At 36.6% G+C, this 14,133-nt stretch carries 8 protein-coding genes; 6 read left to right on the top strand and 2 right to left on the bottom strand.

From position 1 onward, the window contains the following. Positions 1-2 precede the first annotated feature (2 nt). Genes BM367_RS07675 through BM367_RS07650 form a run of 6 tightly spaced genes read left to right on the top strand, consistent with a single transcriptional unit; the run spans position 3 to position 6,980 of the window. The gene (locus BM367_RS07675) at positions 3-1,676 is read left to right on the top strand and encodes a hypothetical protein (RefSeq protein WP_143103984.1); all 1,674 of its coding nucleotides are present in this window, start codon (positions 3-5) and stop codon (positions 1,674-1,676) included. Between the two features lie 3 nt (positions 1,677-1,679). Further along, positions 1,680-3,062, top strand: a complete 1,383-nt coding sequence (locus BM367_RS07670) for an FAD-binding oxidoreductase (protein ID WP_092459520.1) — start codon at positions 1,680-1,682, stop codon at positions 3,060-3,062. Further along, positions 3,028-3,759 carry an SDR family oxidoreductase gene (locus tag BM367_RS07665; RefSeq protein WP_092459518.1) on the top strand — a complete coding sequence of 244 codons (732 nt, stop codon included), beginning with the start codon at positions 3,028-3,030 and terminating at the stop codon, positions 3,757-3,759. Before BM367_RS07670 ends, BM367_RS07665 begins: the two co-directional genes overlap by 35 nt. Before the next feature lie 2 nt (positions 3,760-3,761). Next, a complete protein-coding gene (locus BM367_RS07660; protein ID WP_092459516.1) occupies positions 3,762-4,931 on the top strand; it encodes a glycosyltransferase family 39 protein in 1,170 nt (389 codons plus the stop codon). Beyond that, the gene (locus tag BM367_RS07655; protein WP_177224156.1) at positions 4,900-6,246 is read left to right on the top strand and encodes an oligosaccharide flippase family protein; all 1,347 of its coding nucleotides are present in this window, start codon (positions 4,900-4,902) and stop codon (positions 6,244-6,246) included. The genes BM367_RS07660 and BM367_RS07655 overlap by 32 nt, the downstream gene beginning before the upstream one ends. Continuing rightward, entirely contained in the window at positions 6,243-6,980 is a 738-nt protein-coding gene (locus BM367_RS07650; protein ID WP_092459512.1) for a class I SAM-dependent methyltransferase, read from the top strand. The genes BM367_RS07655 and BM367_RS07650 overlap by 4 nt, the downstream gene beginning before the upstream one ends. Here BM367_RS07650 and BM367_RS07645 read toward each other — a convergent pair. Together BM367_RS07645 and BM367_RS07640 are read right to left on the bottom strand one after the other, a co-directional pair. Continuing rightward, on the bottom strand, positions 6,963-8,489 hold the full coding sequence (locus BM367_RS07645) for a phosphoethanolamine transferase family protein (protein WP_245759987.1): 1,527 nt from the start codon (positions 8,487-8,489) through the stop codon (positions 6,963-6,965). The two genes, BM367_RS07650 and BM367_RS07645, sit on opposite strands and share 18 nt — an antisense overlap. Positions 8,490-8,715: 226 nt before the next feature. Beyond that, a complete protein-coding gene (locus tag BM367_RS07640; protein WP_177224154.1) occupies positions 8,716-14,034 on the bottom strand; it encodes a PKD domain-containing protein in 5,319 nt (1,772 codons plus the stop codon). Positions 14,035-14,133 lie beyond the last annotated feature (99 nt).

Below are 14,133 nucleotides of genomic sequence, written 5' to 3'. Positions count from 1 at the left end.
CTATGATAAGTCATATGGGAGTCCAGGAAAAATGGATCAATCGTCTGGAATGGATTATTATCATCGGATTTGCCATTATACCTCTTTTCATGAACTTTCCTTACCGGGTTAATATTTTTCTTTCCTGGGAAGGTGCTTATCGTTTATATCTTGGGCAGATCCCTTACAGAGACTTTGGATTACCCATGGGTTTCGGTTTCTGGGTGATCCCTGCTTTGTTTTTTAAATTATTCGGACCTTATCTGATTACACTGGTCAAAGCACAGGTATTCATAAATATCATTTCTGGATTAGCTTTTAGAAGTATTTTGATTTCATTATCTGTAAATCCTTCAGTGAGATTGTTGTCTGTACTGGTTTATGTGATATCATATTCTTTTTTCAACTTCTGGCCATGGTACGATCAATCGGTCATTGTTTTCGAAATCATCGGTTTGGCATTCCTACTCAAACATTTGTTTCAAAGTGCAGAGCTAAAATGGAAATTGATTCATCTTGCTCTTTCTGCAGTGTTTTTATTCTGGTCGTTTTTCACCAAACAAGATGGGGGCGGCATGGCTCTGCTCATCGCTCTATCCATTCTTTTTTACCATAGCCTGCAAACAGGAAAATTCCGATATCTGATTCTTTTCTGCATATTTTATATTGTAATTGCATTATTGGTGATATTACCCTTTCTTCCCTACGGATTTGCATACTGGTTTAATTACGGTCAGCCTCCACACAATGCTCGCTTATCATTGTATGATGTAGTGGATGTATTTTTAGGTGAGTCAACCTGGATTAAATTTTATTTATTTATCATAGTTGTCCAGCTCATTCCAAAGATATCTTCGTGGAAAATATTCTACAATGACCCGAAAGAATTTATATTTGCTTTACTTACACTGGGAATACTTGCTGAAGCCATTATTTTCCAGGTAACCAGCTATACCCCTCCGGATAATAATATTTTCTTCCATGCATTTGCATTTGCTTTTATATTCAGCCATTTACCTTCTTTGAAACAGGCACTTTCATTAAACGCATTTGCAATTGTAGCCGCCATGATATGCATCCTACTCTGGTGGTCGGCTACAGGCTGGAAATATACAAACAGGATTGTCAGAAAAGCATTTCATATCAACCAGGAGTTAAACTACAACATCGTATCTATGCATACCTATATGCTTCCCGATCCATCGGATACGCTTGAAACAAACCCGGATATGACCACCTGGATATTCTGTAAGGAACCTATTTTTAAGGGTATTTACATGCCTGTATCCACAGCTGAAGGCGTAAACAGGTTAATACAAAATGCATGGATAAAAGAAAATGGAAAAAAGCTGAAAGTACTGAATATGACCGAACTCACACCCCTGGCTGAAGCTATCGGATACCGTTTAGAAACTGGCTCCAATATTCCACTTTGGTACCATAAAGGAGTAGCCATGTTTGACAGCCAGATTCAGGATTACCAAAGCAAAATACAACAACATGTATATGATCTGGTGATGTTTGAATATATTCCGAGACTAAATAATTTTTATCCATTTTCCATTCGTGATGAATTATACAAATATTACGTACCTGTCGATAGTTTTTCAGGACCCAGACGAGGCATGTACAGCATGATAGAAGTATTCGTAAGTCCTGAAAATAAAAACTCCTATTTGTCTAATAATCATCCATGATATATGAAAAGAAAAATTACCAACTGGGGTAATTATCCTGCTGTTGAATCAGAACTTTACCATTTCAGAACAGAAGAAGAATTAAAAAAACTTATTGGCTTACCTTCAGTTATTGCCAGGGGGAATGGCAGATGCTATGGTGATTCGTCGCTTGCACCTTTCATACTTTCTACCCTGCATTTCAATAAAGCCCTATCATTTGATATGGAGAGCGGCATTTTTGAATGTGAAGGCGGGATGCTTCTTGACGATATCCTTCAGATCATCGTTCCAAAAGGATGGTTTCTGCCCGTATCTCCGGGTACCAAATACATTACGGTTGGCGGAGCCATTGCATCGAATATCCATGGAAAGAATCATCATATTGACGGCACATTCTGTAGGCATTTAATTGAAATGGATGTACTCACAGCCGATGGAAATATTTATACATGTACGCCTTATCAACAATCAGACCTGTTTCATGCTACCTGCGGTGGGATGGGACTTACGGGTATCATCTTGCGTGCAAAATTTTATTTAAAAAGAATTGAAACATCCTATATAAAACAAACACAAATCAAGGCACGTGATTTATTTGAAATCCTAGATTTATTCGAAACCTACAGGAGTCAACCTTATACGATGGCATGGATTGATTGTCTGAAACAGGGAAAACATGTTGGAAGAAGTATTATGATGATGGGAGAAACGGCCACACGTGAACATTTAAAACAATCACACATTGCAACTGCATTGGGTGTTCACCCACAAAAGCATATTTCATTCCCTGTAAATATGCCTTCATTTGTCTTAAATCCATTCTCTGTAAGAGCATTCAATCAAGTTTTTTATATGAAAAATTGGAAAAAGGAGATTCATAATATCGTTCATTATGATCCATTTTTTTATCCTTTGGATAAAATACTGCACTGGAACAGGGGATACGGAAAAAAAGGATTTATACAATATCAATTTGTGTTGCCAATTGAAAACAGCAAAATTGGATTGATAGATATATTAAAGCGAATCAACCGATATGGCATAGGTTCCTTCTTAGCAGTATTAAAGCTATTTGGAAAAGATGAAAGCTTCTTTTCCTTTCCCATGGAAGGATATACATTGGCCCTGGATTTTCCAATGAAACAAGGGTTATTGCCTTTTCTGGATGAGTTAGATCAGGTGGTATTAGACTATGGAGGCAGATTATATTTGACTAAAGATGCACGTATGAAACCTGAAATATTTTGGAAAGGTTACCCAAATGCTGAATCATGGTATGAAATTATGATAAAATATAATAAGAGCTATAAATTCCGGTCATCTCAGTCTGATAGATTAGAAATCACCGTTCCAGCAAACAAAAAAAATTATGCCAACAGTACTCATATTAGGAGCCACTTCTGATATAGCACAAGCTATTGCGAGGGAACTGGCAGCCAGTCAATATGACCTGATACTCGCTGCAAGAAATATGAATTACATAAAAAGAATTCAAAAAGATATTCAAATCAGATACGGTGTGCGGGTTAAACCTATGTATTTTGATGCCACATCCTACGAACAACATGCTGATTTCATCAGGCAAATCGAAGTTATTCCTGAATTGGTGATTGTTTGCTTTGGATATTTAGGGGAACAGAAAACAGCTCAAGCAAACTGGGAAGAAGCTTATCAGATTCTCGCAACAAATTATATCGGAGCCGTTTCTATCCTTAACCCGATCGCTCAGGAAATGGAGCAACGAAAGCGGGGAATCATAGTAGGAATCAGTTCTGTAGCAGGAGAACGAGGGAGAAAAAGCAATTACCTCTATGGAAGTGCAAAAGCAGGATTTACAGCGTATTTGTCGGGCCTCAGAAACCGATTATATGCATCTGGTGTACACGTATTAACTGTAAAACCAGGATATGTAAACACAAAGATGACAGAGAACAAGGATTTACCCAAGATACTAACCACCACACCTGAAAAGGTTGCACGGAATATTTGTAGAGCAATCAGAAGAAAGAAGAATGCGTTATATGTAAAAAGAATATGGTGGTTGGTCATGCTCATCATTAAATGTATTCCTGAATCCATTTTTAAGAAACTTAATCTTTAGAAATGGAAATATCATCTATCAGTAACTCTAAAATTACCAAAGAAATAGAGAAAAAGTATCTCATTTTAATACTTTGTGCAGGCTTTATACTAAGGATTTTTATATGCTTTTTCTCAGGATTGCCTAATCTGCATACGGATACATACATGTATTTCGACCAGGCCAATGCCATATCAAAAGGATCCTATATCAACTATGCGCCAAACGGATATCCTTTTATCATAGCATTGTTTCACATCATATCTACGGGGAAAACACTTATCAATCTTCTACTTTGTTTAAATATAATTCTTGGAACAATAAGCATTTACTTTACATATAACATCTCGAAGAATCTATTTAATAATTCAATAGCTGCGTTTATATCTGGTGCTATCATTTGCCTATACCCCAACCAATTGAACTATACCAGATGGCTGCTAACTGAAATTCCATCAACATTTTTCATTCTCGCAGCAAGTAATTTTTATTTGCAGAAAAAAAATTTTTTATCAGGCATATTTTATGGAATTTCAGCTATTATGCGCCCTACGTTGTTCCCAATATGGATTGCAATGTTTATATTCGATTTCATTCAAAAGAAACGGTTGCCGATAAGATTAATTCTGGGAGGGGCATTGATTATATTCTCTACATGTACATACTCCTACATCAAAACAGGTGAGTTTGCAATAGCAGGAAATAGTAAGGTCAATATCATATATTCCATATATACTTTCGGTGGAAATATTGCATGGGACGCACCACAGAAACATCCTGAAATAAAAACAAGCCGAGATGCAAAAATTGCATACTTTCGTGAAGCCATACAACATCCTATTTACTTTTTAAAACAAAGAATAGCATCACTTTGGCAGCTATGGGGGCCCATTCCAAGCACACTTGGAGATTCCAGAAGCCTGATCTCAAGGATAATTATCGGTGTAGAAAATATTTTCTTGATAATAACAGGAATATGTGGGTTTTGTCTACAAAGAAAAAATAAAATGATTATTGTTCTGATTCTACCTATAATCATCATTACATTCATCCATACTATGATGCTATCTTTAGCAAGATATACAGTCCCAATGGAACCATTTTTAATCGTACCATCAGGCTATGCAATATTTGAAGTTTGGAACAGAAGAAAACAAAAACATGAAAAAGAAAAAATTAGTAAGACTATTTGAGAATTATTGGATAAAATCATCCTTACTAACCATTATGCAAAGGTTGGGTTCAGTATTATTTGGCATAGGTAGCTATGTAATTCTAGTACGAATATTGAATAAGGAGAGCATAGGTATATGGTCTCTATTTCTCGGCATAAGCATGACTTTTGAATTAACCAAAAATGCACTATTGAAAAATGGGATCATTACTTTCTATCACTCAAACGAAGAAAGTAATGAGATATTATCTTCTGGACTTGTAATAAATTTAATATATAGTATCATCTTTGCTATTATCATTCTTTTCTTTGGTAAGATGATTGCTAAATACTTGAATTCACCACATCTATACATAATGCTAAAAATTTATATTGCTGGTATTTTTTTTCTTGTGTACTTTTCACATTTTGAGTATATTCAGCAATCAAACTTAAATTTTACAGGATCATTCATATCATACACGACAAGGCAAGGAATATTTTTTTTATTAATTCTAACAGCATTTATTTCAGGAAACAACATCAATCTAAATCAGCTCGTTTTCTTTCAGAATATATCTATATTTATTTCCGTAATTATATCATTCTTTTACACAAGAAAGTATCTCAATTTTACATTTAATCCCAAGCTAGTCCTGATAAAGAAAATATTTAACTACGGAAAATATATCTTTTCATCCGGAGTACTTTCAAATATATTTGGCAACCTGGACAGATATATGATAGCTGGATTAATGAATAATACCTATGTTGCATATTATGATTTATCAGCCAGAATTAACAACATGATTGACGTACCAACATCTGCATTAGCTGATGTGCTATTTCCAAAAAGTGTAATCGCAGAGAGAAAAGAAGGAATAGAAAAAGTTAAGTTTCTATTTGAAATGACAACTGCTATAATTGTGTGTATATTAATTCCTGTAAGCATACTGATAATGATATTTAATAAATTTATTATTAAAATACTTGCCGGAAATAATTATATTCTGGCGTCAAATATTATTATTATATCTATGTTATACGCATTTTTAAGACCAGTACAGAATCAGGCATGCAATGTTCTGAACTCAATTAACAAACCTCAAATTACATTTAAAATAAATATAGTTGTTTTATTGCTAAACATATTATGTGATTATATATTTATTCTGTCATTTGGTTACATGGGTGCTGCTATAGGAAGTATGGTAGTAACAATTATTGGTGCAAATGTAGCCACAATGGCACTATCAAGATTTGCGAATGTAAGTATAATGAGCATCCTGTCCAGATCACTTACAATTTATAGAGATGCTATTTTGTACAAAAAATTTAAAAATAATAAAATATGAAAATAAGAAATCCGGAAAGCAGATATGACCTTAAATTAAAAAGAAAATATAAAGTACTAGAGGTCGGTGGTGGAAATGATCCACATCCGAGATCAAATGTAATAGTTGATAAATATTCTGGTGATAAAAATTATCACAGAAGCGGAAATCTTAAAATATTAAAACATCAACAATTTATTGAAGCTGATGGAGAATCATTGCCTTTTTGCGATAATTCATTTGATTATGTAATATGTATTCATGTGTTGGAACATGTAGAACATCCAGATAAATTTATGAAAGAGCAATTTAGGGTGGCTTCAAGAGGGTATCTGGAAACTCCATCTTTAATAGGGGAATATCTTGCACCCAGGGATTCACATAAATGGGTCTCACTTGAGATTGATGAAAAGATTGTTATGTATGAGAAAGAAAAAATAGGCTTCAAAAAGACGTTTGATTTCGGAGAATTATTTCTCCACTATTTACCGAAAAACTCACTACCATTTAAACTAGTACAGAGAACAATCAACAACCTACTAACTATAAATTATGAATGGGAAAATAGTATTGAAATATTGATTAATCCTGATAATGAAGAGTATTTAAGAGTATTTACAACTCCATGGGACATAGAAATATGTGAAAGAGTATTCAAAAAAAGAAATAAAGCAGAAGAACTAATAAAAACAATATCAGCTACAAAAAATATTATTAAACTTTTTACAAAGAACAAATTATTTATAATGAAATAAAGTTTTATCAGCTCCATCGTTTGTATAATATACCGGATAAGACCTAAAATAAGGTGAACTAATATCCAACGTTGAATCGAAACCAATAAATCTTATATTACTCATTCCAATCAAGGTATAGAAAATATCAGAAGATGATATAACTGAATCCTTATTTCTTAGGAGATATTTGACTTTATCAGAATATAAACTATCAAAAGTTTTAGATGTCCAAATAAACAAAGGAACATGTAGAGTCTGAAAGGAAGGATATAAATGGAAGACAAGTTTATTTTTATCCTTTTCAAATAAATCTTCTCCATGATCAGATAAGTAACATACAAATGAAATAGATTTTAGTTTGTCCACCATTTGAATCAATGATGAAATTATATAATCCGTATAAATGACACTATTATCATACGAGTTAATAATAACCTGTTTTAATCCAGAATTTGGCCTCTGTATATTGTATTTCTTACCTGAAGGCTGAAATATATCAAAATTTACCGGATACCTTTCTGCGTAATTCCAATGACTACCTAATGTATGAAAAACCAAAAAAATATTCTCTTTCGTAGAGTATAATATACTATCTATGATCGGCAGGTATTTCCCGTCGTATCTATTTCTTTTGTCAGGAACGTTTTTATCATCTGGGAATAAATGTATGTCTGCAGTTTGAGCATGTAAAGTAAATGAACCTGTGTAATAATCTTCATCCTGATTACTAATCCATACAGTTTTAAAATCCATTTGTTTAAAAATTGATAAAATGCTTTTCTCCTTGAATTGTTTGTCCATACTTCCAGGCTTGGAACGGGTAATCATTTGAGGCACGGATAGGTAAGTAAAATAAGCACCAGAAAAAACATTCTTAAATGAAATCAGATTATGCATGGTATCCAAAATAGGGGAAGTATTTCGGGCATATCCATTTATATGCCAGTGATCATACCGGGAAGATTCACCTATAATAAAAACATAAACCTGTCTTCCGGGTGGTCTAGATAAATAATACGTAGAAAAATGAAAGTTCTTGGTACTATCAAGACTATTTCTTTTTATTGCTATAGACTGAATAATACTGCTAAAAATTGAAACAGGGTAATACTGGTTAAGAATACCGTATAAGGAATTCACTTTAAAGTCTTTCTTCAATTGAAAGATTTTCCACCAAAATAACCCAGCGCATAAAATAGAAACGATTAACGCAAAAGTTAATGAAATCTTTTTAATTCTTATGTTGTTAACTACAACAAAATACAATATAGTTAGAGCAATTAATACCAGGATATACCCCAAAACATATCCTGATACTAATTCCCTCGCCTCACGTAAGCTTGTTTGTGAAACCAACCTAATGAGTTCAGGATTTAGATTTAAATTATATAGGTATATTGAATAACAAATAAAAGGGACAAAAAATACAAAGAGGTAAAGAATCTTAAAAAATAGCCTAACATTCCAGAAGAAAAAAAATAGGAAACTTAAAATAAAAGTTATAGAAAGTCCTTCCCAGCTTATCATAAGCCTTATTCCCTGCCCGTTCAAAAACAAAAAAAATAAATTTGGAAATGTAATTATCAGTAATGCAACAAATATTGATACGGATGATCTAACAAGGTTACCCATACTGTATGACATTATAAAAAAACAAACAACTCCAAGCAGAAATTAATGTTCCTGCCAAACCAAATTTAAGCAATAATCAAGATGTTTAAAATAAAAATATAACCTAATCTAATGATGGAAACTACAATTTTATAAACTTCTGCGTTACAGAAATGTTTTTCAGCCCTGTTACATTTAGCAAATATAAGCCAGGTACAAGGTTATGCACATCAATATCTTGACTAAACGAATTGGTATGCGACTTATTAGCCTGGTAAACAGACATCAATTTACCTGTTAGGTCAAAAATTCGAATAGCTAACGGACCATCATCTGGACTATAGAAAAATACATGAAGCATATTACTTACCGGATTAGGATAAAGAATCAGGGAAGAATTCTGGCTTGAACCATTTGCTTGTACTGTAAAGCTAAAGCGTGAGGTAGCCTTTGCACCGGAATTATCTGTTACAGTTAATGAAAATGTATAAGTACCCACATCCAGATTTTGCAAGAACAACTCTGATGAATCCCATCCCTGAACAGTAATATCAGTAGGGCCTGTAATCTGATTCCACTGATAGGATACAATGCTGCCATCCGGATCATAGGATTGACTACCATCCAAAACCAAAGCATTGTTGGGGAACATAACCAGGGTATCACCTCGGATATCCGCTACTGGTGGGATATTGGGCCTGGGTTTTACAATGATTCGCACAGTATCTGATGCAGTAGCTCCATTGTTATCTGTTACTGTCAATTGAAAGACGTATGTACCTTCTACCAAACCATATAAAGTTGGCTTAGGTGTATTGGCTCCTGTAATTGTATAAATATTTGGCCCTGAGACGTAGGACCAGTTGTAGGAAACTATTGTCCCGTCCGGATCATAAGAAGCCGAACCATTTAAAGTTGCTGTATTGTAGGGTAGGACAATGGTTACATCTGCACCGGCATTGGCAATTGGTAGCTTATTGACAGGCGGAAGAACGATAATCGTGATTTGATCAGAAGCAGAGAGATGATTGCTGTCAGCCACAGTGAGCTGAATGATATATTTACCCGCTGTAAGATTTTGTAAAACGGTTTGTGATGATAAAGAATCGCTGAAAGATGCATGGCTGGCCGGAGGCGCAGCAAGGATTTGCCATTGATAATAGATAATGATCCCTGATGAATCTGAGGAGCGACTTGCATCCAGCCAAACGGTATCCTGAGGCAACTGAATCGTTCGGTCAGGGCCCGCATTTGCAATAGGAGCCTGTGTATTATACGGATTAACATTCACGGTAACATATCCGCTATCTGTTGCTCCCTGAGCATCTGTTACTGTGAGTTTAAAAATATATTGGCCGACTGTTAATCCTTTTACCCAGGTTTTGGCTGATAAACTGTCCATAATGAAATAGGTGCCAGGACTTTTTACATTAGTCCAGTTAAAATGCAGATGCGTAAAATCACTGTCATCCGGATCATAGGATGCAGAACCATCCAGCAAAGCAGAATCAACTGGAAGATAAATGATAATGTTTCGGTTGGTAACAGCCACAGGCGGACGATTGGTTGCTGGAAGTACAACAATCCAAACGGTATCCGTTGCTGTGGCTCCGGCATTATCAGTAACAGTTAGCTGGAAAAGATAATTTCCAGGTTTTGAAAAATGTACCAAAGTTTTTCGTGAAGATGCACTGTCTATTTTCCAACCAGCAGGCCCCTGCTTAAGTTGCCAAAAATAAGTGGTGATGTATCCATCCGGATCGGAAGAAAGGCTTCCGTCCAATAATACAGAGTCAGCAGGAAAACGAATGGTATCAACACTCGCCAATGCTTTTGCCACCGGGGGTTTGTTGGGATGAGGCGCATATTCGTATGCCCCTATATCAAAAGCAGTACCGTATGGTCTTGCATTCCCATCCAGATCAGTTGTGATGCCATAACTTCTAAGATCCATGCCGGCATTTACAGCCGGTGAGCCGGGCAGCAAATGATAATTGTCTGCAGCAGGATTCACGAAACCTGCTTTGTTAATATCGGATATGAACAGGTTGTTGCGGATATCGTATTTGATTTGATAACCAATAGAAACTGCAGGAGGAATATAAAATCCAGAATCGGGTTTATCGTAAAGCGGTTTTTGAATATTCACCAGAAGATTGTTGTAAAACCGATTTATAGTATCGGTGGTAGTACCCCAAACAATAATACCATTACCTTTGATATTGACAAAAGTATTATTAAATACCCATACAGCAGTGGGTTCTATATACAGATTTCCACCTCCAATCTGCATTCCATCTGTATTGCTGTTGCAGATAACATTATTATAGAATTTAGTTAATCCAGCTCCTAAAATCTGAACTGGTAATGATTGTGCATGGTTAATCACATTATTATATACTTCTGCACGTGTATTCCCACCAATCAAAATACCCATTCCTTGCCCGTAACCACCATTTATACCTGGATAATTGATGTAATTATCATGAATTAAGTTTGTCCCATAATAAGCTAGTGCTAACTGAATCGCATCATTTCCCGTAGAATCAAAAGTATTATCATAGATTTCTATATCCTTTATCAATGGATTATACAATGTATCTGGTGTGCAAGCATTATCTACCTGATAGTCAGCCGTACGACCGATATAGAAGCCTTCGTAACCTGTACCCACTACTTTTATATGGTAAAATTTAATATCTTCCATAACATAATTCTGGCGCCAGGTTGAAGGATCATTACACACTGCTCTCGTCAAACATACAATTCCTGAACCTCTTACATGATTAATAAAAACATTATGAACCTTAAAGTGATCCGTATGTTCCTGTAAAATGATTCCATTTACTGCACCTCCTCCTTCGCTAGCCGGTGTACCAACAAGTTCAAATCCATATTCAATTCCAGGGGTACCAGAACCGTTTATCTCAAAATAACTGGAATGCTTTCCAATAATAAATGTATAGCCTTCGGTGTTGTTTACACCAATTCTTACTACACCTCCACAGTTTTGAATTATTATAGGGGCTTCCGGGCTTCCGTTCAGATGTTCAATAGATAGATTTGGATAATCACCAGCCGGTATGCAAATCGTATCACCGGGTTGAATATTAAATTGGCTGTCAATATTTGGATACCAAAGTTGATTCCAAACAGGTAAGATAATGCGTTTGTGTGTAACCGCTGGTGATATTACTTGAATTAATACTGAATCGACCGCTGTAGCACCCGTGCTATCTGCAACAGTTAATGAAAACCGATAGGTACCGGCAATAAGCTGTGAAATCCATGTCTGAGCCTGGTTGCTGCTGCGAATAACTGCAGGTGAAGGCCCGCTGATTTGCTGCCATAGATATGTGAGCCTGCCTCCTTCGGGATCATAAGATCCATCCCCATCCAGGAAAATGGAGTCAACGGGTAAATAAACAGAATCAGATGATGTACGTATATTGGCTACAGGAGGTTGATTGGGGGAATTCTGCACATACACTTTCACCGTATCCGTAGCCTGCAATCCTGCATCATCGGTTACTGTGATGGTAAATACATATGTTCCCGCCTTTAAATTTTTTACGATCGTACTTGCCCGAGCAGGAGAAACTATGACCGCAGATGTATCACCCTGACTCAAAGCCCAATGATAAGCTGTAATGGCATGTAATGAATCATATGAACCAGATGCATCCAGGTATACACTATCAAGGGGAAGAGAAATGGATATATTTTTTGTATTCAATACAATCACTGGCGGATACTGAGCAGGAGCCGGATATACAATGACAGTCAACGTATCGGTTGCCTTCGCTCCATTGTTATCTGTTACGGAGAGTGTAAACTGATAAGTTCCTGTCTTTAATGCCCCAATCCAGGTTCTGGCTTGCGTGGGTGAAGCTATGTTAGCTCCTACCGGCCCGTTTAGCTGAACCCATGCATAACTTGTAATACTACCATCGGGATCATAAGAACCAGATCCATCTGCCAGCACACTATCAACAGGTAAAGTCACCGAAATGGAACGCGAATTTAATTTTACTACGGGTGGCTGATTCGGAGCCGGATTAACCGTAACAAATACAGTATCAGCCGAACTCAAGCCATTATTATCTGTTATGGTAATTAAAAAGGCTGCATTGCCGGTCTGCAAACCCGTGATCCAGGTAACAGCCTGAGCAGGAGAAAGGATACGTGCAGTATTGCCGCTGATTTGCGTCCATTGATACTGCACAATTATACCATCCGGATCCGTTGATGCCGATGCATCCAGGTATATACTGTCTGTTGGCAATGTGATGGTAATAAAACGAGATGCTAATTTTACGACAGGTGGTTTAGGAGGTGCAGGATTTACCTGAATTGAAACAGTATCCACCCCTTGCAAACCTCCATTGTCTGTAAGAGTTAGAGTGAAACGATAGTTACCCGCCTGTAAACTATCCAACCAGGTTTTCGGCTGATTGGGAGTAATGATTTTGGCCTGACTGGGACCGCTGATTTGTTTCCATTGATAATTCGTAATGGTTCCGTCCGGATCATAAGATCCGCTGCCATCCACTTGCACACTATCCACTGGCAAAGTAACAGTGATATTTTTCGATGATAATTTCACTATCGGAGGCTGATTGGCAGAGGGAGGCAAAGAGTCCACAGCACCTCTGGCATACTGCAACATCCACTCGTAAATATTCATGGGTTTACCGTTGATAGTTTCCCGGTAATTGGGATCGTAATATCGATTCCAGCAACAATGCCCACCTGAATAAGAGGTAAATCTGGCGTGACCGGGTGCATAAGCATTGATGCTATCCATACCTTGCTTTGTTCTTAAACCCCAGATATCGCCGCTCGGATCTCCAAATCCCCAAGCATAGATACTATCTGAAGCAATGTGGTAGGCATCCGGATAACTGGGTACGGTGGCCATACTCATGGGAACAATGGCAGCTGCCTTAAAATTAGGTGTAACCTGATAATGCGCAGAATAATTCCATGTGGTCCATCCACCCGCACTCAATCCCGTTAAATAAATTCTGTTCGTATCTACCCGATACTTTTGGACTAAAAATGCAAGAATGTAAGGTACTGCTTTATAATCAGTACTCCACGAACCAGCTTGTGGTGAAACCACAATAAATTTATATGACCGACCATCTTTAGGATTTATAAAGTAGCTAGGCCACTGATTATGTGCGATAAAATAAGCTGGGCCTCCTGCACCTGAGCTGTTGTATATTTTGCTTAAATCAGTTCCTGACTCTCCGGTTCCATGAAAAAATACCAACAACGGATAAGTGTAAGTGGTAGAGGCATAATCATCCGGCAAATGAAGCAAAGCCCCTTCTGTGGAACCGTATTGATTGATAGGTACCTGAATGGCAGATTGATCACCCTGGGCTAGTGAAATAAATGGCTGAAAAAGCATTACTGCTATCAACATCTTCCAGGGGACATATAGAACCGACATACGAAAGCAAGAATGCCAACTATCACATATCTTGCTTTCAAAGCTGGTTTTTTTCATAGGCAACGGACGTTTATAAAGGTTGCAAGTACTCCGTAACAG

The sequence above is a fragment of the Thermoflavifilum thermophilum genome, from assembly GCF_900116565.1.
GTDB classification, from domain to species: Bacteria; Bacteroidota; Bacteroidia; order Chitinophagales; family Chitinophagaceae; genus Thermoflavifilum; species Thermoflavifilum thermophilum.
Note: the sequence above shows the minus strand (reverse complement) of the source record. Positions and strands in the feature narration are given on the sequence as shown.

Bases quoted from the DNA above. Each gene is read 5' to 3' on its own strand.
- BM367_RS07645 (WP_245759987.1), bottom strand. From the start codon at position 8,489: ATGATAAGCTGGGAAGGACTTTCTATAACTTTTATTTTAAGTTTCCTA.
- BM367_RS07660 (WP_092459516.1), top strand. From the start codon at position 3,762: ATGGAAATATCATCTATCAGTAACTCTAAAATTACCAAAGAAATAGAG.
- BM367_RS07650 (WP_092459512.1), top strand. From the start codon at position 6,243: ATGAAAATAAGAAATCCGGAAAGCAGATATGACCTTAAATTAAAAAGA.
- BM367_RS07665 (WP_092459518.1), top strand. From the start codon at position 3,028: ATGCCAACAGTACTCATATTAGGAGCCACTTCTGATATAGCACAAGCT.
- BM367_RS07670 (WP_092459520.1), top strand. From the start codon at position 1,680: ATGAAAAGAAAAATTACCAACTGGGGTAATTATCCTGCTGTTGAATCA.
- BM367_RS07655 (WP_177224156.1), top strand. From the start codon at position 4,900: ATGAAAAAGAAAAAATTAGTAAGACTATTTGAGAATTATTGGATAAAA.
- BM367_RS07675 (WP_143103984.1), top strand. From the start codon at position 3: ATGATAAGTCATATGGGAGTCCAGGAAAAATGGATCAATCGTCTGGAA.
- BM367_RS07640 (WP_177224154.1), bottom strand. From the start codon at position 14,034: ATGTCGGTTCTATATGTCCCCTGGAAGATGTTGATAGCAGTAATGCTT.